General features: G+C 52.3%; 23 protein-coding genes, 1 tRNA gene and 3 pseudogenes. 12 read left to right on the top strand and 15 right to left on the bottom strand.

Features of this window, described 5'->3' with window-relative positions:
* Window positions 1–132 precede the first annotated feature (132 nt).
* Both ACXLHR_RS15025 and ACXLHR_RS15020 read left to right on the top strand, forming a co-directional pair.
* Window positions 133–789 carry a YggS family pyridoxal phosphate-dependent enzyme gene (locus tag ACXLHR_RS15025; RefSeq protein WP_458792196.1) on the top strand — a complete coding sequence of 219 codons (657 nt, stop codon included), beginning with the start codon at window positions 133–135 and terminating at the stop codon, window positions 787–789.
* Window positions 779–1426 (top strand): pseudouridine synthase, encoded by a 648-nt coding sequence (locus ACXLHR_RS15020; protein ID WP_458792195.1) that lies wholly within the window; start codon window positions 779–781, stop codon window positions 1424–1426. The genes ACXLHR_RS15025 and ACXLHR_RS15020 overlap by 11 nt, the downstream gene beginning before the upstream one ends.
* Here the strand turns inward: ACXLHR_RS15020 and ACXLHR_RS15015 are convergent.
* The gene (locus tag ACXLHR_RS15015) at window positions 1423–2349 is read right to left on the bottom strand and encodes a VOC family protein (RefSeq protein ID WP_458792194.1); all 927 of its coding nucleotides are present in this window, start codon (window positions 2347–2349) and stop codon (window positions 1423–1425) included. The two genes, ACXLHR_RS15020 and ACXLHR_RS15015, sit on opposite strands and share 4 nt — an antisense overlap.
* Window positions 2350–2443: 94 nt before the next feature.
* On the bottom strand, window positions 2444–3883 hold the full coding sequence (locus ACXLHR_RS15010; protein WP_458792193.1) for an aldehyde dehydrogenase family protein: 1440 nt from the start codon (window positions 3881–3883) through the stop codon (window positions 2444–2446).
* A 128-nt stretch (window positions 3884–4011) separates the two neighbouring features.
* Between ACXLHR_RS15010 and ACXLHR_RS15005 the strand changes: the two genes are divergently transcribed.
* Window positions 4012–4659 (top strand): peroxiredoxin, encoded by a 648-nt coding sequence (locus ACXLHR_RS15005; protein ID WP_458792192.1) that lies wholly within the window; start codon window positions 4012–4014, stop codon window positions 4657–4659.
* A gap of 110 nt (window positions 4660–4769) precedes the next feature.
* Here ACXLHR_RS15005 and ACXLHR_RS15000 read toward each other — a convergent pair whose 3' ends face one another.
* The 5 genes from ACXLHR_RS15000 to ACXLHR_RS14980 form a co-directional block, all read right to left on the bottom strand.
* Window positions 4770–5981, bottom strand: a complete 1212-nt coding sequence (locus tag ACXLHR_RS15000) for a 2-isopropylmalate synthase (protein WP_458792191.1) — start codon at window positions 5979–5981, stop codon at window positions 4770–4772.
* 325 nt (window positions 5982–6306) lie between these two features.
* Window positions 6307–7812, bottom strand: a complete 1506-nt coding sequence (locus ACXLHR_RS14995) for a tripartite tricarboxylate transporter permease (RefSeq protein ID WP_458792190.1) — start codon at window positions 7810–7812, stop codon at window positions 6307–6309.
* A gap of 9 nt (window positions 7813–7821) precedes the next feature.
* Window positions 7822–8265 (bottom strand): tripartite tricarboxylate transporter TctB family protein, encoded by a 444-nt coding sequence (locus ACXLHR_RS14990; protein WP_458792189.1) that lies wholly within the window; start codon window positions 8263–8265, stop codon window positions 7822–7824.
* A 76-nt stretch (window positions 8266–8341) separates the two neighbouring features.
* Window positions 8342–9307 (bottom strand): Bug family tripartite tricarboxylate transporter substrate binding protein, encoded by a 966-nt coding sequence (locus ACXLHR_RS14985; RefSeq protein WP_458792188.1) that lies wholly within the window; start codon window positions 9305–9307, stop codon window positions 8342–8344.
* A 43-nt stretch (window positions 9308–9350) separates the two neighbouring features.
* Window positions 9351–10376 (bottom strand): YncE family protein, encoded by a 1026-nt coding sequence (locus ACXLHR_RS14980; RefSeq protein ID WP_458792187.1) that lies wholly within the window; start codon window positions 10374–10376, stop codon window positions 9351–9353.
* A 107-nt stretch (window positions 10377–10483) separates the two neighbouring features.
* On the opposite strand from ACXLHR_RS14980, the gene ACXLHR_RS14975 reads away from it, so the two are divergent.
* The 3 genes from ACXLHR_RS14975 to ACXLHR_RS14965 all read left to right on the top strand — a co-directional run bounded on the left by ACXLHR_RS14975 (window position 10484) and on the right by ACXLHR_RS14965 (window position 12442).
* Window positions 10484–11386 carry a LysR substrate-binding domain-containing protein gene (locus ACXLHR_RS14975; protein ID WP_458792186.1) on the top strand — a complete coding sequence of 301 codons (903 nt, stop codon included), beginning with the start codon at window positions 10484–10486 and terminating at the stop codon, window positions 11384–11386.
* Between the two features lie 257 nt (window positions 11387–11643).
* Entirely contained in the window at window positions 11644–11811 is a 168-nt protein-coding gene (locus ACXLHR_RS14970) for a hypothetical protein (protein WP_458792185.1), read from the top strand.
* Between the two features lie 28 nt (window positions 11812–11839).
* Entirely contained in the window at window positions 11840–12442 is a 603-nt protein-coding gene (locus tag ACXLHR_RS14965) for a hypothetical protein (RefSeq protein ID WP_458792184.1), read from the top strand.
* Here the strand turns inward: ACXLHR_RS14965 and ACXLHR_RS14960 are convergent.
* A pseudogene (locus ACXLHR_RS14960) lies at window positions 12439–12786 on the bottom strand (IS3 family transposase); the annotation flags it as partial. The gene ACXLHR_RS14965 and the pseudogene ACXLHR_RS14960 overlap by 4 nt on opposite strands.
* Before the next feature lie 63 nt (window positions 12787–12849).
* Here ACXLHR_RS14960 and ACXLHR_RS14955 point away from each other — a divergent pair.
* A protein-coding gene (locus tag ACXLHR_RS14955; protein ID WP_458789667.1) for an IS3 family transposase occupies window positions 12850–13982 on the top strand; the annotation gives its coding sequence in 2 pieces (ribosomal slippage) (window positions 12850–13129 and window positions 13129–13982; 1134 coding nt in all).
* 60 nt (window positions 13983–14042) lie between these two features.
* Here the strand turns inward: ACXLHR_RS14955 and ACXLHR_RS14950 are convergent.
* Window positions 14043–14892, bottom strand: a pseudogene (locus ACXLHR_RS14950) (IS3 family transposase); the annotation flags it as partial.
* Window positions 14893–14993: 101 nt separating this feature from the next.
* Here ACXLHR_RS14950 and ACXLHR_RS14945 point away from each other — a divergent pair.
* Complete coding sequence (locus ACXLHR_RS14945; protein WP_458792183.1) at window positions 14994–15182, top strand: hypothetical protein; 189 nt, start codon at window positions 14994–14996, stop codon at window positions 15180–15182.
* A gap of 577 nt (window positions 15183–15759) precedes the next feature.
* Here ACXLHR_RS14945 and ACXLHR_RS14940 read toward each other — a convergent pair.
* Window positions 15760–16194: a hypothetical protein gene (locus tag ACXLHR_RS14940; RefSeq protein ID WP_458792182.1), complete on the bottom strand. Its 435-nt coding sequence runs from the start codon at window positions 16192–16194 to the stop codon at window positions 15760–15762.
* A 101-nt stretch (window positions 16195–16295) separates the two neighbouring features.
* Between ACXLHR_RS14940 and ACXLHR_RS14935 the strand changes: the two are divergent.
* Both ACXLHR_RS14935 and ACXLHR_RS14930 read left to right on the top strand, forming a co-directional pair.
* Window positions 16296–17305 (top strand): annotated as a pseudogene (locus ACXLHR_RS14935) (IS3 family transposase); the annotation flags it as partial.
* 203 nt (window positions 17306–17508) lie between these two features.
* Window positions 17509–18447 (top strand): IS110 family RNA-guided transposase, encoded by a 939-nt coding sequence (locus ACXLHR_RS14930; protein WP_458789636.1) that lies wholly within the window; start codon window positions 17509–17511, stop codon window positions 18445–18447.
* Between the two features lie 610 nt (window positions 18448–19057).
* Here ACXLHR_RS14930 and ACXLHR_RS14925 read toward each other — a convergent pair.
* The 5 genes from ACXLHR_RS14925 to ACXLHR_RS14905 all read right to left on the bottom strand — a co-directional run bounded on the left by ACXLHR_RS14925 (window position 19058) and on the right by ACXLHR_RS14905 (window position 21693).
* Window positions 19058–19471 (bottom strand): hypothetical protein, encoded by a 414-nt coding sequence (locus ACXLHR_RS14925; RefSeq protein ID WP_458792181.1) that lies wholly within the window; start codon window positions 19469–19471, stop codon window positions 19058–19060.
* A gap of 273 nt (window positions 19472–19744) precedes the next feature.
* Window positions 19745–19942: a hypothetical protein gene (locus ACXLHR_RS14920; RefSeq protein WP_458792180.1), complete on the bottom strand. Its 198-nt coding sequence runs from the start codon at window positions 19940–19942 to the stop codon at window positions 19745–19747.
* A 22-nt stretch (window positions 19943–19964) separates the two neighbouring features.
* Window positions 19965–20144: a hypothetical protein gene (locus ACXLHR_RS14915; protein WP_458792179.1), complete on the bottom strand. Its 180-nt coding sequence runs from the start codon at window positions 20142–20144 to the stop codon at window positions 19965–19967.
* Window positions 20145–20332: 188 nt separating this feature from the next.
* Window positions 20333–21367 (bottom strand): IS110 family RNA-guided transposase, encoded by a 1035-nt coding sequence (locus tag ACXLHR_RS14910; protein WP_458792178.1) that lies wholly within the window; start codon window positions 21365–21367, stop codon window positions 20333–20335.
* A gap of 250 nt (window positions 21368–21617) precedes the next feature.
* Window positions 21618–21693: transfer RNA gene (locus tag ACXLHR_RS14905), tRNA-Lys, on the bottom strand.
* 95 nt (window positions 21694–21788) lie between these two features.
* Here ACXLHR_RS14905 and dapF point away from each other — a divergent pair.
* Both dapF and mtaB read left to right on the top strand, forming a co-directional pair.
* On the top strand, window positions 21789–22604 hold the full coding sequence (dapF, locus tag ACXLHR_RS14900; RefSeq protein ID WP_458792177.1) for a diaminopimelate epimerase: 816 nt from the start codon (window positions 21789–21791) through the stop codon (window positions 22602–22604).
* Entirely contained in the window at window positions 22601–23860 is a 1260-nt protein-coding gene (gene mtaB, locus ACXLHR_RS14895) for a tRNA (N(6)-L-threonylcarbamoyladenosine(37)-C(2))-methylthiotransferase MtaB (RefSeq protein WP_458792176.1), read from the top strand. Before dapF ends, mtaB begins: the two co-directional genes overlap by 4 nt.
* Window positions 23861–23865: the final 5 nt, after the last annotated feature.

Below are 23865 nucleotides of genomic sequence, written 5' to 3'. Positions count from 1 at the left end.
GGGCGGGGCAGTGCCTTGGAAATGATGCATCAAGGTCACACACCGTTTCTGCGAATTCAGCAATGACAACCCCTCAAATTCAGCCTATTTCGACTATATCCCTAATACAGCAAGCATTTTCAGGAGCCCGCGATGTCCCTCGATACAATCCGCCACGCAATTGCCGCCGCAACCCTAAAAGCGGGGCGTGCAGAGCAGGACGTGACCCTGATCGCCGTCTCTAAGGTGCAACCAAATGCCCGAGTCGCGGCGATTCTGGATCAGGGGCATCGAATCTTTGGCGAGAATAAGGTGCAGGAGGCCGCTGGCAAATGGCCGGATTTTCGTGAGGTCTATGACGACATCGAGTTGCACCTAATTGGCCCGTTACAAACCAATAAGGCGCGTCAGGCGATGGAGCTGGCGCAATCGATCCATACATTGGACCGTCCGAAGTTGGCGACAACCCTTGCGCGGTTGGCGCAAGAGATAGGGCATTGCCCTGATTTGTTCATTCAGGTGAACACCGGTGAAGAGGATCAGAAGGCGGGGATCATGCCGCGCGAGGCCGATGCGTTTATCAAAGACGCGCTTGCGCTGGACCTGCCTGTGCGCGGATTGATGTGTATCCCGCCTGTGGATGACGAACCTGCGATGCACTTTGCGCTGCTTGCAAAAATCGCGGCGCGTAATGGGTTGAAGGGGTTATCGATGGGGATGAGTAGTGATTTCGAGACTGCGATTGCGCTTGGGGCGACCCATGTGCGTGTTGGGTCCGCGATATTTGGTGAACGTAGCCATGAGCACTGAGTATAACCCGCCGCAGGAGCCGCTGGAATTTTTGCACGACGATCATCAGGTGGTGCTGGTCAATAAACCCGCAGGGTTGCTGTCTGTTCCGGGTAAGGGTGAGCATCTGTCCGATTGCCTGATGGAACGGGTTAAGATGGTGTTTCCAACGGCGCTATTGGTGCACCGTTTGGATCGCGACACATCGGGCGTGATGATTTTTGCGCTGACGCCACATGCCCAGCGGCACCTTGGGCTGCAATTCGAGAAACGCCAGACAAAGAAAACTTATATTGCGCGGGTCTGGGGTGAGATGACGGAAAAAGCCGGCACTGTTGATTTGCCGATCTGCGTTGATTGGGAAAACCGTCCGCGTCAGAAGATTGATCATGAGAATGGTCGGGCGGCGCAGACCGATTGGAAGGTGATCCGCGCCGGGGACGGTGAGACTCGCGTGCGATTGATGCCGAAAACAGGGCGCTCACATCAATTGCGCGTGCATATGCTGTCGCTGGGGCATCCGATTTTGGGTGATCCGTTTTATGCGCAAGGGGCAGCATTGGCATATCCCCGCTTGATGTTGCATTCGGAGACATTCCAATTCCGGCACCCTGATGGCGGGGCTGGCACGCGGATCACGGCGAAAGCGCCGTTTTAGTCCAGAGGCGGTAGACTGCGTTCCAGCTGTGTGCGCAGGTGTTCATGGCGGGACGGCAGTTTTAGTGCCTCGCCTAGATGCGCGGTATCTTCGTCGCGGTCAAAGCCGGGGTCATTGGTGGCAATCTCGAACAGAACTCCGCCGGGTGCGCGGAAATAGATTGCATGGAAGTAGTCGCGATCAATCACGGGTGTGACATTATACCCCGTATCAAGCAGCGCCTCGCGGACCTCTAATTGGCGCGCACGGTTTTCGACAGCAAAGGCGATGTGGTGCACCGACCCTGCGCCGGACGTTGCTTGCGGCCCGTAGGGCAAGGTTTCGACATCAATTACATTCGCGGGATTGCCGTTGGGCCTGACGAAACGGGTCACATTGTTATGGGTGTCAAATTTTTCGTAGCCCATGAATTGCAACAGGTCCGATGTGGCGCGGGCGTCATGTAACCGCATCTCGGCTCCTTGGAATCCGCCAATTCCCATGTCGACACTTATGCCGTTGCCCGTCCAAGCTGCACGATTGTCATCGGTTTCAACGAGCGCAAGGCGTTCACCGTCAGGCCCGTCAAACAAAACGCGGATTTGGCCAAAGCGGGTATCTTGCGCAATATTTGCGACCTCAAAGGTGGCGAGGCGGTGCATCCATGCCTTCGCACTTCCCGTCGGGATCTTGAAAGATGTAACGCTGACCTCGCCCGTCCCGCGTTGCCCGCGCGTAGCGTTGTTGAACGGAAAATATGTGATGACGGATCCGGGGGTGCCAACCTCGTCGCCATAATACAGGTGGTAAACCTCGGGCGCGTCAAAGTTCACCGTCTTCTTGACGCGGCGCAAGCCCAGAACGGTAGTAAAGAAGGTGTTATTTGTGCGTGCATTGCTCGCCAGTGATGTGACGTGGTGCAGGCCTTTGATCTGGTTTAACATATGATTGCTCCTGAATGGGTGTGCCAAACATAGTGGTTAATCATTTGTATAAAACAGCGAGGGGCGCACAGTATTGGTGCGCCCGCTGAGATGTTTAGTCGATGGACCACGCGGAGATTGCTTTGGATTCGAGGTATTCTTCGATCCCCCAAACACCGCCTTCACGCGCACGACCCGAGAGTTTCACCCCGCCAAAGGGCGAGCCAGCGCCACGAGATTCGCCGTTCATTTCGATCATGCCAGCCTCAAGTGCACGGGCCATGCGGTTACGTTTTGCACCGTCAGTGGACTGCACATAGTTGGTCAAACCGTAAGGCGTATCGTTGGCAATACGGATTGCATCAGCTTCATCCTCGAACGGGATCATCACCAGAACTGGGCCAAATATTTCTTCTTGTGCGACGCGCATGTCGTTGGTCACGTCAGCAAAGATCGTCGGCTTTACATAAAAGCCGCGGTTCACGTTTTCCGGCAGGCCAGTGCCGCCCGCAATCAAGCGCGCACCTTCGTCGATGCCGACCTGGATCATGCCCTGAATTTTTTCCCATTGGGATTTGTTCACGACGGGGCCCATATGACGGCCCGCTTCGGTGGTTGGGCCGACCTTGATATTATTGGCAGCTTCGGTCGCTTCCAGTACGGCGGCGGCGTAGCGTGACCGCTCGACCAGCATACGGGTCGGGGCATTGCAGGACTGGCCGGAGTTGTTCATGCAGCTGCGCACACCACGTGCCACGGCCTTTTCATCGGCATCGGCAAAGATCACGTTTGCCCCTTTGCCGCCAAGTTCCAGGCCAACGCGTTTTAGCGTTTCAGCGGCACCTTTGGTGATCAAGCGACCGGCGCGGGTTGAGCCAGTGAAGCTGATCATCGCCACATCTTCGTGGGCGGTCAGTTGCGAGCCAACGCCAGCGCCGTCGCCATTCACAAGGTTGAACACGCCAGCAGGAATGCCTGCCTCGTGCATAATCTCGGCGAAGACGATGCCGGATAACGGGGCCTCTTCGGAAGGTTTTAAGACCATCGTACAGCCCGCGATCATTGCTGGAAATACTTTCAAGCCAATCTGGCTGATCGGCCAGTTCCACGGGGTGATCATGCCGACGACACCAATTGGCTCCATCAAGATACGGTCGGTCGGGGCGTGATCGCCTAGAGGGCGGTCCCATTCAATTTGCTTAGACGCTTCAACCGCATCGTTCAGTGCCCAAGGCATGCAGGGGGCTTGGCTACCGTGTGCCAGATCGTGCGGCGCGCCCATTTCCATACGGATCGCCTCGCCCATATCCTTTGCGCGGGTCTCATAGACCTTCATCACATTTTGCACATGCGCGACACGTTCGGCCACTGACAGCGCAGCCCATGCAGGAAATGCAGCGGTCGCCGCAGCCACGGCTGCATCGGTGTCGGTCTGATCACCGAGCGAGATGACAGCAACCTGCTCTTCGGTTGCAGGATCAATGACAGGATAGTCGCGTGGGGCGGCAGGAGCCGTCCAAGCGCCGTTAATATAGAAATCGCGGTGCGTAATCATGAAGTCGCTCCAAGGCCAAGTGTTTCGCGCATCGTGGCATTGCGTCGCGTTTCAAGCAAGCGGTCTAGCAAGGCCAGTTCACAACACCTATATCCTTAATATAGAATTACAACAGAAGGAGTAGCGCCATGAGCTTGCGTATTAACGACACGATCCCGAACCTGACTGTCGAAACAGACCAAGGCACACTGACCTTGCACGACTGGATCGGTGATAGCTGGGCGATCCTATTCTCGCACCCTAAAGATTTTACGCCTGTCTGCACCACCGAGTTTGGCGCAGTGGCACAGCTATCTGACGAATGGGCCGCGCGCGGCACCAAAGTCATTGGCATCTCTGTGGATAGTGCGGAAGAGCACAAGAAATGGAAGACCGACATCGAGAAAGTCGCAGGCACCAAGGCCGGCTTCCCGATCATTGCGGACGAAGATTTGGTAGTTGCAAAAGCTTTCGACATGCTGCCAGCAGAGGCCTACATGCCCGACGGCCGCACGCCAGCCGATAGCGCGACTGTACGCGCAGTCTTTATCGTTGGGCCGGACAAGAAGTTGAAATTGTCCATGACCTACCCAATGAACGTGGGCCGCAACTTTGCCGAAGTGCTGCGTGCGCTAGATGCCCTGCAGACAGCGGCCAAACACACGATTGCGACGCCCGCAAACTGGAACGTCGGCGACGACGTGGTGATCCCGACATCGTTCAGCGCTGACGCAGCGAAAGAAAAGTTTGGCGATTTTAATGAAGTCTTGCCGTATTTGCGTATGACAAAACTTTAACACTAATCGGTTTTGCAAACAAAAGGCCCCTGCATTCGCAGGGGCCTTTTTCGTTTGTCAGGCATTATATTTTACGCATGAAGTCGAGGACAAACAGCGAAAATGGTGTTTTACTTGCCTTTTACGGACGCGACGATATTGGCAAATTCTTCGTCCGTCAGCACATCGCGTTTTGCAATGCCGGCCGCTTTGACTTCTTCAAGGATGAGCGCAATCTTGTCGTCTGCCAGTTCGCCCATGCCAAGTTCACCCATCTTGTAGATGATTGACGCTTTGCCGGACTTCTTGCCCAAAACGACCTCGCCGACTTTTCCTGTAAGCGATGGATGTGTCGCAAACATGACCAGCGGGTCGTTCATCACATAGTTGATACCGATACCGGACTCGCGGATAAAGTTGCCGTGGCCAAGAACAGGTTTGTTGCGTGCAATTGGAATGTTGGATTTCTGCGCGATCATTTCGGCCAGTTCTGGAATCTTGTCCAGTTTGTAGTTGGTATCGTAGCCGTAAAGCAGGTGCAGACCCATCATCAGTTCTTCGAGTGCTGCATTGCCAGTGCGCTCGCCCAACCCGTTAGCGCAACTATGAACGCAAACAGCGCCCGCAGTCACAGCGGCGAGTTCAGTCGCGACACCCATGCCGAAATCGTTGTGCGTGTGGATTTCGATCGGCAGGCCGGTCATGTCATTGACCCAGCGGACCATATGTTTGATCGCTTCGGGGGTCGCGCAGCCCATTGTGTCAACGATACCGATGGAATCAGGCACCGAATGATCCATGATGTATTTGCACAGATTTTCCAGATCATCCTTGCGCGCGCGTGTAGTGTCATATGGGAAGAACAGCGCGTGCAGTCCGTTTTCACGGGCATAGTTGATGATCGGGGCGGTTTTTTCCGCCACATCGCGCCATGTCCACCCAAACTGGGTTACCAGTTTCGGATAGCCAATCGGCACTTCGATCACAACGCCGTCCGCGCCACATTCCAGTGCAAGGTCGATGTCTTTTTTCATCGCACGCGCAAAGGTGAAAATCTTGGCGTTCAGGCCCAGCTTAGAAATTTCTTTGATAGCCGTTTGGTCGTCAACAGAAACGGCTGGCATGCCTGCCTCGATGCGATCCACACCCAATTCGTCAAGCTTCATTGCGATTTCGATTTTATCATCTACCGAAAACACAACGCCAGGTGTCTGTTCCCCATCACGCAGTGTTGCGTCGTGGATCTCGACCTTCTCCGGCAACATCAACCCTTCGCGCACCGAAGGCTCGAAGTTATAGGGGCTGACCCACCATTTGCCATCTTCTTGATAGGTTTCGCGCATGTTATTTCCTTTTCATATCAGCATATTGAGGTATCGGATTTTAGGACAAATTCGTTATTGACTGCCCTATATGAAGTCCCCATCGGATTCGGTTATCCTAAAAGTGTCGTGGTTTTTCATATTTGTCCAATAAAATCGATTTTTATATGACTGATAAATTTTCACTTTGACAGGGGATAACGTCAAAATCCCGACAACAATCTTCGTTAAACGTCTCTGGCGGCTCTTTTAAACAGGAATCTGTCTATCTGCCCGCAGTGCGGGATGGGCTCGTAGCATGACGCTCTCAAATTTCTGGAAACCCGTCCCGAGAAGCAGGACTACGTCAATCTTCATCTACTAACGCGACTGTTCTTGTTCGTCTGATTGATGGGAGGATTACCAGAGCAAGTGACACGGCGGCAAAAATCAGCAAGCCAGCGCTAATGGGTTCGCGCAGAAATACCAAGACATCACCACGCGAAATCAACAGAGCGCGCTGCATATGGCCTTCCATCATCGGGCCTAGAATGAAACCCAAAATCATTGGTGCTGCTTCGCACTCAAGTTTCTTCAGGATGTATCCGAACATGCCAAAGCCAGCCATCGTGAGAACCACAATGGATGTGTTGGACATGCTAAAGACACCGATGCAGGCAAAGACGATGACAATCGGGAACAGGAATTTGTAAGGAATTGAAGCCAGCTTTACCCATAATCCGACGAGCGGCAGATTGAGAACCAGCAACATCAGGTTACCAACCCACATAGACGCGATGATACCCCAGAATAACTCGGGGTGATCCCTGATAACGGCCGGGCCCGGCTCGATACCTTGAATGACGAGCGCACTGATCATCAGCGCCATGACAGGGTTTGACGGGATACCGAGCGTAAGCATCGGAATAAAAGAGGTTTGTGCGCCAGCGTTATTGGCGGCCTCAGGTGCGGCCACGCCAGCAATTGCACCATGACCAAATTTCTCGGGCGTTTTTGATATTTTCTTTTCCAGAGCATAGGCTGAAAACGAGGCCAAAAGCGCACCGCCGCCGGGCAGTACCCCCAGGAAAGATCCAAGGAATGTACCGCGCACCATCGGCGCAAATATATCTTTCAGGTCCTTTCGGGTGGGCATCAGGCTGGTAATTTTAGATACCTTTACCTCACCGTTTTTCATGGATTCAAGGTTGCGGATGATCTCACCGAGACCAAAAATACCCATTGCAATTGCAGCGACGCTGAGACCATCGGCGAGCTCGGGCGTCCCGAATGTAAAGCGTTGCAAACCCGTCTGACTATCTGTCCCGATGATCCCCAACAAAAGACCCAAAATCATCATGCCGACAGCCTTTGCAATCGAACCACTGGCGAGGACAACCGATACCACCAGCCCGCACACCATCAGTGAAAAGTATTCTGCCGGACCAAATTGAAATGCAAGTGAGGCCAAGGGTGGCGCAAATAGCCCGATCAGTACCGTTGCGACACAGCCCGCAAAAAAGGATGCGATCGCGGCCGTTGCAAGCGCCTTGCCGGCATGGCCTTGTTTGGCCATTTCGTGGCCGTCGAGGGTGGTGACAATCGACGACGCTTCGCCCGGCAGATTGATCAGGATTGCGGTCGTGGACCCGCCGTATTGTGCACCGTAAAAGATGCCCGCCAGCATGATCATCGACGATACCGGATCGAGGGCAAAGGTGAATGGCAAAAGAACCGCGATTGCAACTAGCGGACCCAAACCGGGAAGAACCCCGATCATGGTTCCAAGAAGCACGCCAAAAAAGGAATACAGCAGGTTTTGCGGTGTCATAACGGTCACAAAACCGAGGCCAAGGTTACTTATGAGTTCCATGTGTGCGTCCTAGAATGACCAAATTGCGATGGGCAGGTTTAGCAGACCAACGAACAGGCCCGCGCTAAACAGGGCGAGTAATGCCGCCACCGCAAGCCGCGGGACTGTGCCGTAGCCCGGCATTGCGAAACTTGCTGTGATCGTTGCAAGAACCACGGACGGGACGAGCCCGAAACGGTTAATGGTAAATGCAAACAGAACCACTGCGAGTGTAATGAAAAAGAACGGCCGCCACACAAAATTTGCGTAGGCAATGACGGGGCTGCGCATGCTTACCAACGCCACACCTGCGCCGATCGCGATCAGAAGAGTCGACAGGATTGTCGGAAAGAAACCCGGACCGGGCCGTGCAGTTGTTCCGAAATCGAACTGGAATGACATGCTAAGGCTGAAAATGCCGATGGCTACAAACATCAAGCCCGACACGACGTCTTTATCATAAAGGTGTTTCATTTTCCGCCTCCCAACACGAAACTACGTGATCATAGTTAAGAGAGCCCGCCGCGCAGCGACAGGCTCTCTATTCAGTTTACTCTACCAGAATCGCTGCCCAGTCCGACAACTCTGCGGCGATCACAGCAGAGAAATCATCAGGCGTCCCGACGATCGGAGACAGGCCAGCACCGGCGAGCACGTCCTGAAATTCCTGCGTTTGCGATTGACGTTCAATTTCCGCGTGGATGCGGTCGATGACGTCTTGCGGCGTTCCTGCGGGTGCGATCAAACCGAACCACGAGTTGAATTCATACCCTTCGACGCCCAATTCAGCGATGGGCAGTAAATCCGGTGCGGCCGGATTTGGTGTCAGGCCGGTAATACCCAAAGCCACCAACTGACCGTCGTTCACAAATTGCATGCCCTGCGCCGCAGAAACGAACACTGTCGAAACCCGCCCTGCGACAACGTCAAGAACACCTAAGTTAAGCTGCTCATATGGAATTGGGGTCATTTCAATACCGGTTCGAACTTGGAATAGCTCGGCTGCCAAACTCGCCGAGCTAGCACTGCCCGCAGTCGCAAAGGTGACTTCGCCCGGATGATCCAACGCGTAAGCGATGAACTCTTCCTCAGATGTGATGCCCATGTCGTTGTTGACATAGTGAACCATCGACGCACCTGCGACCCGAACGATCGGTGCAAAATCGGCACTAACATCGTAAGTGATGTCGTACAGATAAGGATGCGTCGTCAGGTTGGCTGGAACAAATCCAAGCGTGTAACCATCGGGATCCGCGTCGGCCAGCTGTGTCACACCGATCGAGCCGCCTGCGCCGCCGACATTCCTGACGATAACTTGCTGCCCCCATTCTTGTGTCATTCCGTCCCCGATCAAGCGGGCCAGAATATCAACAACGCTTCCCGGACCTGCAGGAGCGATAATTGTGATCGCTTTTTCAGGATATTCCTGTGCAGCTGCTGCGAATGGAATAGCGCCCAACGTCGCAGCCATAGCCACCTTGCACATCAGCCTACGGCTGAAAGTATTGATCTTCATCATGGTCTCTCCTCCCCATTGTTTATCTATAATCTTAGCAATTTTAGTAGAACGTCATCGCTTCGATACCCTTGCCGGCCACAACGCATTCGATCGCCGTCGCTGTGGCCAAATCCACCCGCGTAAACAGTCCGCAATCGTGGTTTGACACAATCGTGTGTTTTCCATCAGCCGTGAAGGCAATGCCCTGCGGACCCTTTGCAATCGGGATCATAACGTGATCGGCGATGTTATTTGCATCATGAATATGCATGACTCCTGACGGGTAATTCGTGCTGACCAGGTATTTCCCGTCGGGCGAATACCGAAGCCGAATTAGACGGCTTGTTTTCGGATTGCTTAAAACAGCGCCCTTGAGTGCAATCGTGTCGATGATTTTATCTGTTGCCGTGTCGATAACCAGCAGGTCCTGTTTGGAATTCTCTGCCGCGATCAGACGATCACCATTCGGGCTCATCGCGATACCTTCAGTGCCTTTCGGAACTTCGATTTCTGTCAGAACTTTTTTCTCGACGGTATCAAAAACAATGATGTTTCCGAGCTTGCAAGACACATAGATTTTGCGACCATCCGGTGTGATCTCGATAAATGGCGGACGCCCGTTCTCGGCGCCAATCGGGTAAGCCTCGGTGAGCGTCAATGATTGGGTATCGATCAAACCTAGCTCGCCGGTCTCTTCAAAGATCACCCACAGGTTTTCATTTGCGTCAAAGCGCATCGCATGCGGACCTTTAAAGCGCCCGGTCGAAATGCGGTGAACGATGGTTTGGGTTTCCAGATCCAGAACCGAGATATGCGTCCCTGACTCAACGAAATTTCCGGCTGCAAATTTTCCGAACTCCGACGCAAACGCACGTTTGTGATCCGGTGAAACCGCAACCTCGTGGTGGTTTTTGTGTTCGATGACTTTCTGCTCGACCAAGGTCACCGGATCAAAGAACCGGATTGCATCACCAACCTTATCAATCGCGATAAGACCCTTTGTGCCGGTCGGGTTATTGGCCACCCATAGATCAAAAGATGCGGAGCCATCCTGGCGTTTTTGCGGGGTCTGGTTTGCTGTGTTCATTAGAAAATCCTTGCGAACGATTCATTCATTCGTTCAAAAATCCTTGCAAAATGTTCATTCATAAACAAACATAAGATTTACATACTTTATTCCAGAATGGACTATAGATGCGATATTCACTTGTCCAAATTCGATCCATCGTAGAAGTCGCCCGCTGCGGATTTCATGTCTCCAGAGCGGCAAAAAAACTTAATACATCTCAATCTGTCGTCAGTAAGCACTTGAAATCATTCGAAGACGCTTTCACGGCCAAGATATTTGAACGCACGGGCAAGCGACTGACAGGGCTAACCGCCGAAGGCCAGAAAATCATCGTTCATGCCGAAAGAATACTGCGGGATCATGAAAGCATCGAAACGATTGGTCACGAAGCAGGCATCGCCGAACGTGAAAGCCTGACTTTAGCCACAACCCCGACATTGGCGCGCTACCTCCTTGCGGACACGGTCAAGAAATTTACGCAGATGCATCCTCGTGTCCAACTGCAAGTGCAGGTCGAGGAGACAGACAAAGCCATCGAATCCCTGCGTCACGGCGCCAGTGATTTTGCCATCGTGCCAATCGGCAAAACGACGTTTCCTGATCTGACGGTCAAGCATTTGACTGACTGGACGCGGTTATTGATCGGACTGCCTGATTGCACCCTGTTCACGGACGATGCGCTGACACTGGAAGCCATCGCGGCAGAACCGATAATTGCCTTCGAGACACCTACAATATCGTTAAGGGACACCTTCGAGGAACGCGGAATAAAGATCAATACGGCCATCACCACAAGCAATCCCGGCGTTATGAAAGCCTACGCGGCGCTGGGTCTAGGCGTGGCAATCGTAGCAACCCCGACGTTTGACCCGCTGCGAGATCTGCCCCTTGTTTCGCGCGACGTGTCCGGCATTTTCCCCTCAGTTCGCATTGGCGTATTTCAAAAGGCGGATTGTTATCACGCTGCTTTACAAACCAAATTCATAGAGGTTTTGGAAACAAGTTTTCCGAAACCCGAAATCGCGTAAATACGGAACGACGTACCTTATTTAGATATTGCGCTTTCTTAAGGTAACATCGTGGCTGCAAAGACACACAGTCACTGCGGTATGGATAGCTTCGAGCGTATTCCATTCGGATCATCATGACCAGTTGCGCCAGGGGCAGAGGTAATCTGACCCACAAGATCGAAACCAAACCCAAACAGAACGCAGGTCGCGATGAAAGCGGGGGATAGTAGCCCTCCCCCTCCAGAAATACACAGCACCCTGCGCACCTGCCAATCGTGCTACACCGTGACTTTGATACGTTGGCACTGGCCGTTCAGGTGAACATCCCAAGCGATCTCTTTGATTATCTCGAAACCGAGAAAGCGCGAGCTGATGAAGAGCGGCGCGAAGTCTTGATCGACTTCAACGGCGTGCAACTTGCACTTGAAGGCGCATGGCGGTAACGGCTACCTCTTTATCGCAAGCGGCCGCATGAATGGCGCGACGTGGTTTTTTAAGAAACCAAACAGCAAAGACCCGTGGGGCATCCGTTTGTCGTTTGGGTCATACTTTATGGCGGTGCATGGTCTTGGCGCAGCAAAGGCCCATGTCGATCACGTCTTGGACCGTTTTGGGATCAAGTTCGGCGCGTCCGATATCAGCATATCGCGCATTGATTTTTGCGTGGACTTGTTGGCCCCAGATTTTCAACTGACCCCAGATCATTTTGTTATGCATAGCAGCACAGGACGGCGCGATTACATTACGGGCGATGATGTGTCGGTGAACGGAAAATCGGGGCGCGTGACCTCGGTAACTGTTGGCAATATTATGAACCGCCAAGTGATTATCTATGACAAGCGTGCGCAGATTATTGCGACCAATAAACCGCATTGGTGGGACATTTGGAACCACACCTTACGGGCGATAAAACAGGAAAAGCCCTCTTACATTACATTACATAGGGATCAGGCTTCCCCTATGTATACGATACCTAATGAATTGGACCCGTCAGACCCCGACCAAAGCCGCGTGTGGCGCGTCGAATTACGGGCAGGTAAGACCCTGTTGAATGAGGTGCCCCTAACTTCCTAGACGCCTGCCTCGTTCATTTTCTGCTGTTTCATTTCATAGTCAACCGGTGACAGCATGCCGTTGTTCGTGTGCTTGCGTGTAGGGTTGTAAAACATCTCGATGTAATCGAACACATCCTGCCTTGCGGCGTCGCGTGTGAGGTATGTTCGCCGCCTAATGCGCTCCCGCTTCAAAAGCTGGAAGAAGCTTTCTGCGACCGCGTTGTCATGACAATTCCCACGTCTGCTCATGCTGGCAACCAGATTGTGTTTGCTAAGGAACGACTGCCACTCTTTGCCAGTGAACTGTGAACCTTGGTCTGAATGGATCATGACTTTTTGCTTTGGTTTGCGCCGCCAAACAGAGGTGGTCGCGGATTTTCGGACCAGTTGTTAAGGTGGATCGCATGACGAAAGAAGTGATCCCAAATGACAAAACGAAAGAACCATTCGCCCGATTTCAAAGCCAAGGTTGCGCTTGAAGCAATCCGCGAGGAGATGTCGATGGCGGAACTGTCCAAAAAATATGGCGTTCATCCGACCCAGATAGGGACTTGGAAACGGGCGGCGATAGAGAATATGGCGACGGCATTTACGCGCAAAGGTTCAGCGCCCGATGGGGTAAGTGCCGTTGACGTCGACAAGCTGCATTCCAAGATAGGTCAGCTTGTTGTGGAGCGAGATTTTTTGGCGGATGCCTCGCAGCAGTTGCTCGGGATGCGAGGCAAAAAATGGTGAGCCGAGATCATAAGTTAAGCATGCGTAAACAGTGCGAACTATTGCAGTTGTCGCGTTCGCGGCTTTACTACCAGCCCGTCGGCGAGAGCGCTGAGAACCTGCGGTTCATGGAAATCATCGACAAACAGTTCCTGGAAACGCCTTGGTATGGATCGCGTCAGATGGCCCGGTACATGAAGCGCAACAATCACCAATGTGGCCGCCACCGGATCCGGCGCTTGATGCGGCTTATGCGTCTGGTTCCGATCTATCAGGAGCCCAACACAAGTAAAAAGCATCCGCATCACAAGATCTGGCCTTACTTGCTGAGGAATGCGGCAATTGACCGCCCAAATCAGGTTTGGTGCGCAGATATTACCTACATACCGATGCGACGCGGCTTCCTGTATCTCGTGGCGATCATGGATTGGCACAGCCGCAAAGTGCTTTCGTGGCGGCTGTCCAACAGTATGGATGCAGACTTTTGCGTCGAGGCTTTGAAAGAGGCGCTCGCCAAGCACGGCACGCCGGAAATCTTCAACACCGATCAGGGCAGCCAATTTACCAGCGGCGCTTGGATCGACGTGCTGGTCGACGCAGACATCAAGATCAGCATGGACGGAAAAGGCGCATGGCGCGACAATCGCATGATCGAAAGGCTCTGGCGATCGTTGAAGTATGAATGCGTCTATTTGAATGCCTTTGAGACAGGCTCGGAAATGCGGGCTGGGATCGGCAAATGGCTGACGTATTACAACTCTGAGCGCCCGCATTCAACTCACGGCATATTGACCCCAGATGAGGCCTATGTCAGCAAAACAGAACCAATGAGATTAGCAGCCTAAATAAAACCCAGATCCACCTTAACAAGGATGTAAACTGGTCTAAAATCTAGGACCACCTCTAACAGCAGCCAACAAGGCTTGCAAGGCCAGGTCAGTTGTCATGCGAGATTGCTTCGACCAACCAACGACACGTCGTGAAAACAGATCGATGACCACAGCGAGATATGACCAGCCTTCATGGGTTCTGATGTAGGTAATGTCGGTCACCCAAACCGCGTCAGGTGCCGCAACCTCAAACTGTCTGTCCAGCGTGTTGTCAGCGACAACAGCAGGTTTGCCGCCATAGCGACCAGGCTGACGCTTGTATCCGATCTGTGCTGTGATGCCCGCAAGGCTAGCCAATCGTGCCACACGGTTCTCGGAGCAGGTCTCGCCAGCATCACGTAGATCATCGGCCAGCTTCCGATAGCCATAGACCTTCCCGCTATCTGTCCATGCTTGGTGGATCAGCTCTGTCTGCCGCGCATCTTCAAGCGCGCGTACGCTTAACGGTTCTTTAAGCCATGCATAGAACCCGCTGAAATGCACAGCCAGCACACGACACATCGACCGCACCGAAAACTCCGCACGATGAGCCTCAATAAACGCGTACCTCACTGAGACTCTCGCGCGAAGTACGCGCGCGGCATTGTCCTCGGACCAATGGCGGACAATTTGCGCCCTTTTTTAAGATTGTGCGTTCCTCGGTGACGCGGGCCAGCTCTCGCTTCAACCGTCTGATCTCAGCAGCCTGCTCCGCAACCTCCGATCTGACACGTGGCGACTTCGCAAATTGCGCCTTCCAAGTGTACAGCGACTTGGTGCTTATCCCCAGCCGCTCGGCGACTTCGCTGACCGCATATCCACGCTCAACAACCTGCGCCACAGCGTCCTGTTTGAACTCGTCTGTAAACCGTATTCCTTTGTTCATATCCGTCTCTCCTTGGTTCCAAAATTACCAAGCAAAGCGTCTACAAATCTAGGGGCACCTCAGTTCACCGCGAACAGCACATCGCGACCATCTTTCGCAACGTGCTAGGCTGTAGCATCACGTTGGCGGCGCTAGAGGGTAAAGAACCAGCAGACCTGCCTGACTTCTTTGAAGCGACTGCGCAAAAATTGAAAGACGCGGTGCAGTCTTATCCAGCCAAAACCGAGCGGCAATTGCGCGAGGCTAAAGAGCGGTATGTGTTTATCCAAAAACCGGAAGCGCCTATGTAATGTTACATAGGCATATACGGCAGTCAAAAGCGCCTTACATCACGTAGGGCGCTTTTGCGTGGCGGAGCTTCAACTATATAAATTAGGGCGGAGAGCTGCCATTCTCTGTAGGCGCGACTATAGGACAAGCAATGTTTTGTGTCAGTCTGAGGTCAACATAATAGTTATATTCATCCGTCTCAGTACTCACAAGAAACAACTATTTGTCGCCTAATTCAAAGAAGTCCAATTTTTGCAGCACTGGCTTCCTTTTCCAGATTACGGAGCTACAACTATCGACATCTATAGTAATAATTTTCTTCAAGTCTGACTGGTACTGTGCAAAAAGCCACTCCGCGTAATCAAAACAGCTTGAATAGTTTTTTTGACCATTTCTACCGCTAGATAGTTCGTTAGAAAGGTCAAAAATTTGATCAAAGTAGTCATGAGCATTTACCACCAGAACCGGAGTAAAAGCGGGTGTCAGTCCAGAGTGTACAATGGAATTTCGTGCTCGGTAGCTTCGATGAAGTTGCCATTCAACACGCTTTTGATGTTCAGCCAAAATTTGATGGGCACGGCGCGGGTCATCAAACGCTTACCAGAGGCAGAACGTCCTATACTTTAATAGTTCGAAATGCCCCAAATCTCCAAAGAGCTTCTTAAGTTTATCGGAATTCTCTTTATTTGCTACAAGAGAGAATGCCTTTTCGCTCAAATCCGCGCCGGCAGGTGCCTCGACGTTATCTAACAGCTCAAGAGCAATATCTCGATTCCACCGATTTAAATCCGTAGCAAGTCGCCAGAATATTCTATTAAAATACTGTAGACCTAAAAATGGCAACACACCATCGACCACTTCTTTGATGACCGATTGGCCTTTTCTTCTTGGAACAATAGTTTCCAAGGATGTCCAGAGATTGATAAGTTCGTTTTCTACTGATTCAGTTTGTATACTTTTTCCATGAAAGCTTATCGCGCGGAAAAATTTCTCACGGTCTTCTCCTCTAGGAAAGTTTACCTTCTTAATCATTTCATCAAGTTTCTGCGCTGCTTTGTGCGGGGGTAATCCTCCCCAAAACCAAGGGGATGCGGAAGTAGAATTTTCTCGGCAAGATATCTGAGGAGATTTTGATGAAGATGACGAGATATAGCGAACCCCAAATCCTTGCGATCCTGCGCCAAGCCGAAGGCGGTGTGCCTGTCTCTGAGCTGTGCCGCGAGCACGGCATGAGCAACGCGTCATTCTACAAATGGAGGTCGAAGTATGGCGGGATGGACGCATCGATGATTAGCCAGATGAAGGCCCTTGAAGACGAGAACCGGCGTCTCAAGAAGATGTATGCCGAGATGAGCATGCAAGCTGAGTTACTGAAGGAAGCCCTTGGAAAAAAGTGATCCGGCCAGCCCTGCGTCGGGGTCTGGCCGAGAAAGCTGTGGCGCGACACGGTGTCAGCATTGCGCTGGCCTGCCGCACCTTTGGCGTGAGTGAGACCTGCTATCGTTACAGCCCGCTCTTGAGCGACGAGAACGAAGAGGTCGCCGATCTGCTGGTTGGGCTAACGACCGCCCGGAAGACGTGGGGGTTTGGGCTATGTTTCCTGAATCTACGCAATGTGCAGGGCCATCCGTGGAACCACAAACGCGTTTACCGCATCTACTGCGAACTGGAACTGAACTTGCGGATCAAACCTCGGAAACGGTTAAAGCGGGACAAACCCGATGCGCTGGCAGTGCCGGACGCACCAAACGTGACCTGGTCGATGGACTTCATGGCGGATCGCCTCGGGGATGGCCGGGCGTTTCGGCTTTTGAACGTGCTGGATGATTTTAACCGCGAGGGTTTGGGCATCGAGGTTGATTTTTCTTTGCCAGCCGAACGGGTTATTCGCAGCCTCAACCGGATCATCGAATGGCGCGGCAAACCAGAAACTATTCGGGTTGATAATGGCCCAGAATATATCAGTGGCAAGCTGTTAGAATGGGCTGAAAAACAAGGTATTAGCATCCAGCATATCCAACCCGGAAAGCCGCAGCAGAACGCTTACATCGAGCGCTACAATCGCACGGTCAGGCATGAATGGTTGGACCAACACATCATTGAAAACATCGAGGAGGCGCAAGACTTCGCCACACAATGGCTTGTCTTATAATGAACTTGGCTCCTGCTTTATAATGGGGCCACTGCCCGCCACGTCATTTGTGACAGGCAGTGGCGGCGGTTGGATCGTAAATGGCTGGGTCATGATGGACCGCTCCAGAGTTTGATCAACCGCCGTCTTCCCCAAAGGCCTGAACGGATACGCGTGCAACAAGTCACGTATGACAAGCATAGGATATGGAGAATATGACAGATCATAACATTGGCGTGGACATTTCTAAATCCCATCTGGACGTGTTTCGATTGGAAGACGACATGGCTAAACGCTTCGATAATTCAATCACAGGCTTCCGTGCTCTTATCAGATGGTTGGGCAAGGCGACCCGTGTAGCGAGGGTCGTTTACGAGCCGACAGGATCGTATCACAAAGCCTTTGAAGCGACACTTGGGAAGGTGTTACCATTGGTCAAGGTAAATCCTTTGCAGGCGCGCCGTTTTGCGCAGGCCCATGGTACGAGAGCTAAGACTGATGCAGTCGATGCTCGAATGTTGGCGCTTATGGGCGCGGCATTTAATCTTGAACCACAAGTGCCTCTCCCGAAAGAAGCAATTGACCTCAAAGACTTGCATGTTGCGCGGGCTGGGTTGGTCAAGGATCGCACCAGATTGCGCAACCGTGCTCAAATTCAGGGGTTATCTCTCCTGAAACGCCAAACCAAAGCGCGTCTCACGCTAGTGGAACGCCAGATCGTTGAGTTGGACGCCGAGATAGCAGCGCTGATCCAGGCGCGGGAGAGCACCGCACGTACGCATGATATTTTGCGTTCCATGCCCGGTGTCGGCGCTGTTTCTGCTGCCGCAATATTGACCCTGATGCCCGAACTCGGCACGCTAGATCGCAAACAAGTGGCCAGCCTGGCTGGTCTCGCCCCCATCACACGCCAGTCTGGATTATGGCAGGGCAAAGCGTCCATCGGAAGCGGGCGCAAGCCCTTGCGCGATGCCCTTTACATGCCCGCATTAGTCGCCATGCGCTGGAACCCAGACCTCAAAGCAAAATACGAACACCTACGAGACGTGGGAAAACCCGCCAAGGTCGCAATTGTCGCTATAATGCGGAAGCTAATCGAAATCGCAAATGCACTTGTCAAAGCTAATCGCAAATGGACACCAAAAACCGCTTGATCAAGACGGATACTCTCGACTTACAACAATGACCGCCCGAATATGGGCATCGGCGGCATCACACCCGCACAGAAACTAAAAATGGCCGCGTAAGTTCTACAGCCGCACCCCGTTAAAAATGGGGGGATTACCGACCGGTTGTCGCTTACAAAATGCATTCGGTTCACTGCGGTTCTGATGGAAACTTGCGATTTGTCACAGCACGTTTTCTTCGTTATCCCAAATGGGCTCAGGAAAAAGGAGCCTTTGTGATAATAAAGACCAAATAGGTCGTGAAGCCGTTCAACCCTATTATTTGCTGTTTGCATCGCGGAACTGCTGTCTGGAGCTCTTATATCTTTGAGGATAAGGTAATTTTCGCCTAAATCGAGGGTCAGGAACGATTTTCTAACGGTTGTTTCATGGAACTCCTCGGGAAGTTTGGTAGTCAATTCCATGCTGAAAATCTTGAGAATTTCCTTCCTTACGTTGCCAACGCTTGTCGTAATTTTCAAAGCTATGTCATATTTGTGTGAGTGTGGGAAAAGCTCTTGTAACAATTTGACAAGGATATCGGGGCCTGAAACCTCATTATCGGAAAAGAAAGTGCTTAATACAGTCTGTTTAAGTGCTATTCGCTGACGCCCTGGTTTTGCAAATTTGCAGCAATCTCACGGGCGAGAAAGTCAATTTCAAACTTTTTCTCGGTCTCTACTGCATTTTTGACTAGGTCAAAAGCAGTCATAGTATATGTTCTGGCATCCAACTCAGCCTGCAAAACACGGAGTTTCCGGAGAATGGCGCCGATATCGCTTCGATCATAATTGAGGTATTTCTCTAACCGAAGACTTAAAAGCTCCGACACGATTGGATTTTTCCGCAAGCGAGTCTCCAACTCATCGAGAATGTGCAGTGATCCATTTGGAGATATGCCCAATTCCTCGCACAGTTCAAAAGAACGTATCGCTTCTCGTAACAAAAAAGGCGCTGTCGTAGTCGGAGCTCGGTAGCTATCAAGAGTATAGCTAAATGTAAGTTCATCCATTCTTTAGGCAAAAAAGAGTAATCCTTTAGAAGTGTCGGGGCTCTTCCAATTTTTAATGCTACGTAACTTCATTTTTCTTGCCCTTTTTGCCACCTTGGGCAAGGTCAACTATACCGAGAAAAATGACAAGATTCTAATCAGTCAAGGGTGGCTAATCCAGCTCACCTCATACTACGATTTATCCTATAATTTGAGTTCCACCCACTTAAGTCTGCAGCGCGGCGCGAGGGAGCAGTTTCAATGTCTGCAATGGGCCGAAATTGCCAATCAACGTTAACCGGTAAGTTGATTTTCCCATACGACACGCTCTCGCGCGACCCAAATATGCTCCGGTTTTTGTTGAATGATCGCGTTTTTAAAGCCTGACAGTGACTTCGCCTCGTCCGCAGTATGCGCCAATGCCCAACCGTGGATAGATAGGCTGTTGGCGGCTGCTGAGGGGACTTCAATTTTCCATACCTGTAATATCATGCCTACTCTTCCCACATCACGGTTAACAAAACGTTGCAGCTAAAATCCATTCATGGACGCGAGCAACCAAACGCTGAACGAACGGCTGCTTTGAAGAGCCCCAACCGAGCACACTGATCACAGGGAGTGTCGGCTTCTCTAATTGGGCGTTTGGGTCAAGCTCATTTTCCTTCTTTCTTTCTTCCGGGTCTTTGTCACTCATCCGGGTCACGCTTCTCTTCGCAGTCTGGTTGATGCCGTGATGGCACCGCTGCACGCATATGTCGGATCGGACGTGGAGAGCCTTGCTTTGGGACGCGCTTCACGTTGCGCAGCAGACATTTTCGGCTTCTTCCACGAACCTCGTCCGGTGAGGGACGACCCCGTTAGGATTGGTGTTTGGGCTTTAGGTCATGCCTTGCCCCCCACTTGGTCCTGACGGAATTCTGTGCCATCTATCCACATCCGGTGGAGCAAGACGGCGAGTTTACGTGCGACAGCTACAACGGCGCGACGACGACCCTTGGTGCGCATTAGCCGCATACCCCAAGATTTGATCTGCGATCCGGCCATCGTCCGCATCAGCAAAGCGTTTGCAGCTGCATACAAAGTTGCGCGAACGTCTCTGTCCCCCGCTTTCGATATACGACCAGGATTGTCGTGCTCACCTGACTGATATCGTCGCGGTGTTAGCCCAAAATGCGCGCCTACAGTTCGTGACCGTTTGAAGCGCGTAGGATCGTCCACAGCGGCTTTGAAGGTCAATGATGCAATCGGTCCAACACCCGGAACGGTCATCATTCGCATACAAACCTCATCCTGGCTGGCGGCGCGTTTGACACGCCGATCCAGTTCCAGAAAGTGCTGATACAACACAACACGTGCATCTAATAGTGGCACCAAGGCATGGGCCAGAACGTCATCCATCTCGATCATCGGTCGGACAACACCATCGAAACTGCCGTGCTGCACAGTCTTGGGCAGACGAATGCCAAATATCTTTAATAAACCGCGCACTTCATTGGCTAGATCCATTGTCTTCTTTAGCAATGCCTTGCGCGTGCTAAGCAAGGCACGGACGCCATGGGCCTCTCGGCTCTTCATATGTACCGGGCTGAACCAGCCCGTGCGTAGCACTTGAGCTATCCCGCGAGCATCATTCTTGTCAGTTTTATTCCGCATTGCTGATAGCGCCGCATTGACCTGTCGCGCCTCCATGAAAACCACATCGAAGCCTTCTGCTGTCAAACCGAAGTACAGGTGCTGGCTCATCGTGCCCGCTTCAAAGCCCACCCGTTCAATCGGATGTGCGAACTCAGCAAGGTACTTAGTGATATCGCTGATCTCGCAGGGCAGCTCTCGTTCAAGAAGCACTTTTCCTCTGCCATCAACAATGCAAAGCGCACAGGATCGAAGCGATACGTCTATTCCGGCAAAATATTCCATCTTCTTTCTCCCTTGTTCACAGTCATCCTGTGATCTTATCGGGAGCTCGACCTCAGAACAGAGGGTAGCCCAATTACGCATGCTTTGGGCCGAACAGTCCGGATCGATTCGCTCAACACACGAGGGATAAGATTATTGGGCCGTGTTTCAAACGACACATGCCAAATCCGCTTTCTATAAGCTTCCGGATTTTTTACGCGATTGTTGCTAGATTCAAAATCCACGCAAGTATCTGTAATATAAAGATAAATGGTGAGCCGGTCGGGATCCGAACCCGAGACCTACTGATTAAAAGTCAGTTGCTCTACCAACTGAGCTACCGGCCCACTAGGCGGCTATCTAGAAAAGCCTAGCGCCGCGGTCAACCCACAAATGCGTCTGGTACTGGATTCATTTCAGATCAGCGTCTATATGCGCGTTTATGACCCAAAAAAATACCACAAATCTACCATTCATGAAGATGCACGGACTTGGAAACGACTTTGTTGTTGTCGATGAACGTGGAATTTTGCCAATCATTGATTCTTCGATAGCAATTGCGATTGCAGATCGTCATCGCGGAGTTGGCTTTGATCAGCTGGCCGTTTTGTCGGAACGTGCTGATTCGGATGTGCATCTGACGTTTTGGAATGCTGATGGATCGCAGTCTGCCGCCTGTGGCAATGCGACCCGCTGTGTTGCGCGGTATTTGATGGATGAGACTGGTAAGGATGCGCTTACGATCACCACGGATCGTGGCACGTTGTTTGCGGTTGATGCGGGTGACGGCGCGGTTTCAGTTAACATGGGCCAGCCGCAGTTGGATTGGTCCGAGGTGCCTTTGGCGTACGAGGTCGATACTTTGGCCTTACCGATTGAGGGTAGCCCTGTGGCGACGGGTATGGGCAATCCGCATTGCACTTTTTTTGTCGATGACGCCGACGCGATTGATTTGGTGGCGCGTGGTGCGGTGGCCGAGCATGATCCACTGTATCCGCAGCGCACGAATGTGCAGTTTGCGTCCTTGGTTGGCCCAGACCATCTGCGTATGCGCGTGTGGGAGCGCGGCGTGGGCGTCACGCTTGCCTCTGGCTCGTCATCCTGCGCGACTGCGGTTGGTGCGGCGAGGCGGGGCCTTACAGGCCGTCAGGTGCGCATTGATTTGGACGGTGGCACGTTGATGATTGACTGGCGTGACGATGGCGTTTGGATGACGGGCGCCACGGCGCATGTGTTTGACGGGATGTGGCGGTTATGAGCGCGCCGATATTTTCCAATCACGGCTGCCGTTTGAACGCTTATGAGACTGAGGCGATGAAGGAATTGGCGGGCGCGGCTGGCGTTCAGAATGCGATTATCGTCAATACTTGCGCAGTGACTGCCGAGGCCGTGCGTAAGGCCAAGCAGGACATCCGCAAGCAGCGTCGCGCCCATCCTGATGCGCAGATTATTGTGACAGGGTGTGCTGCGCAGACAGAGCCTAAGACGTTTTCGGATATGCCCGAGGTGAACATTGTCATTGGCAACACGGAAAAGATGGATCCTGCAACTTGGGTTGGCTTGGCGCCTGATTTGATTGGCAAGACCGAAGCCGTTCAGGTGAATGATATCATGTCAGTGACTGAAACGGCAGGTCATTTGATTGACGGGTTTGGCACAAGGTCGCGTGCGTATGTGCAGGTTCAGAATGGCTGTGATCATCGCTGCACGTTTTGCATCATTCCTTACGGTCGTGGCAATTCGCGATCGGTGCCTGCGGGTGTTGTGGTCGATCAGATCAAGCGGTTGGTGGATAAAGGCTATAACGAGGTGGTGCTGACGGGCGTTGATTTGACCTCTTGGGGTGCTGATTTGCCCGCCACGCCCAAGCTTGGTGATCTGGTGATGCGCATTTTGAAGTTGATTCCCGACTTGCCCCGTCTGCGGATCAGTTCGATTGATAGCATAGAGGTGGATGAGAACCTGATGTGCGCGATTGCCACTGAGCCGCGTTTGATGCCGCATTTACATCTATCGTTGCAGCATGGTGATGATATGATTCTTAAGCGCATGAAGCGTCGTCATTTGCGCGATGATGCGATCAGGTTTTGTGAAGAGGCAAGTAAGTTGCGTCCTGATATGACATATGGCGCTGATATTATTGCGGGATTTCCAACTGAGACCGATGCGATGTTTGCAAATTCGCTGGCGCTTGTGCGCGAGTGCGATCTGACGTGGCTACATGTGTTTCCCTATTCTGCACGGATCGGCACCCCTGCGGCGAGAATGCCTGCGGTGAATGGTAAGTTTATTAAGGAGCGCGCTGCTCAATTGCGCGCGGCTGGTGATGCGCAGGTGAGCAAGCACCTGAGCGCTCAGGTGGGAAAGGACCATCAAGTTCTGATGGAGAGTCCTACCATGGGCCGCACGGCACAATTTGCTGAGGTCATCTTTGACACCCCACAAGCAGAGAGCCAGATAGTCGCAACGCAAATCTCCGGAGTTCGCGGCAAGCAACTCCTCGCTTTTTCTTAAATAGT

This window comes from Yoonia sp. MH D7, from assembly GCF_054439475.1.
The sequence above is the reverse complement of the archived record's forward strand: the minus strand, read 5'-3'. Positions and strand labels throughout refer to the sequence as shown.

Coding starts and splice junctions, on each gene's coding strand:
- ACXLHR_RS14995 (WP_458792190.1), bottom strand. CDS start 7,812: ATGGAACTCATAAGTAACCTTGGCCTCGGTTTTGTGACCGTTATGACA.
- ACXLHR_RS15020 (WP_458792195.1), top strand. CDS start 779: ATGAGCACTGAGTATAACCCGCCGCAGGAGCCGCTGGAATTTTTGCAC.
- dapF (WP_458792177.1), top strand. CDS start 21,789: ATGACCCAAAAAAATACCACAAATCTACCATTCATGAAGATGCACGGA.
- ACXLHR_RS14965 (WP_458792184.1), top strand. CDS start 11,840: ATGAATGGCGCGACGTGGTTTTTTAAGAAACCAAACAGCAAAGACCCG.
- ACXLHR_RS14925 (WP_458792181.1), bottom strand. CDS start 19,471: ATGGATGAACTTACATTTAGCTATACTCTTGATAGCTACCGAGCTCCG.
- ACXLHR_RS15010 (WP_458792193.1), bottom strand. CDS start 3,883: ATGATTACGCACCGCGATTTCTATATTAACGGCGCTTGGACGGCTCCT.
- ACXLHR_RS14985 (WP_458792188.1), bottom strand. CDS start 9,307: ATGAAGATCAATACTTTCAGCCGTAGGCTGATGTGCAAGGTGGCTATG.
- ACXLHR_RS14980 (WP_458792187.1), bottom strand. CDS start 10,376: ATGAACACAGCAAACCAGACCCCGCAAAAACGCCAGGATGGCTCCGCA.
- mtaB (WP_458792176.1), top strand. CDS start 22,601: ATGAGCGCGCCGATATTTTCCAATCACGGCTGCCGTTTGAACGCTTAT.
- ACXLHR_RS15000 (WP_458792191.1), bottom strand. CDS start 5,981: ATGCGCGAAACCTATCAAGAAGATGGCAAATGGTGGGTCAGCCCCTAT.
- ACXLHR_RS14920 (WP_458792180.1), bottom strand. CDS start 19,942: ATGATATTACAGGTATGGAAAATTGAAGTCCCCTCAGCAGCCGCCAAC.
- ACXLHR_RS14975 (WP_458792186.1), top strand. CDS start 10,484: ATGCGATATTCACTTGTCCAAATTCGATCCATCGTAGAAGTCGCCCGC.
- ACXLHR_RS14930 (WP_458789636.1), top strand. CDS start 17,509: ATGACAGATCATAACATTGGCGTGGACATTTCTAAATCCCATCTGGAC.
- ACXLHR_RS14940 (WP_458792182.1), bottom strand. CDS start 16,194: ATGATTAAGAAGGTAAACTTTCCTAGAGGAGAAGACCGTGAGAAATTT.
- ACXLHR_RS15025 (WP_458792196.1), top strand. CDS start 133: ATGTCCCTCGATACAATCCGCCACGCAATTGCCGCCGCAACCCTAAAA.
- ACXLHR_RS15005 (WP_458792192.1), top strand. CDS start 4,012: ATGAGCTTGCGTATTAACGACACGATCCCGAACCTGACTGTCGAAACA.
- ACXLHR_RS15015 (WP_458792194.1), bottom strand. CDS start 2,349: ATGTTAAACCAGATCAAAGGCCTGCACCACGTCACATCACTGGCGAGC.
- ACXLHR_RS14915 (WP_458792179.1), bottom strand. CDS start 20,144: ATGAGTGACAAAGACCCGGAAGAAAGAAAGAAGGAAAATGAGCTTGAC.
- ACXLHR_RS14910 (WP_458792178.1), bottom strand. CDS start 21,367: ATGGAATATTTTGCCGGAATAGACGTATCGCTTCGATCCTGTGCGCTT.
- ACXLHR_RS14990 (WP_458792189.1), bottom strand. CDS start 8,265: ATGAAACACCTTTATGATAAAGACGTCGTGTCGGGCTTGATGTTTGTA.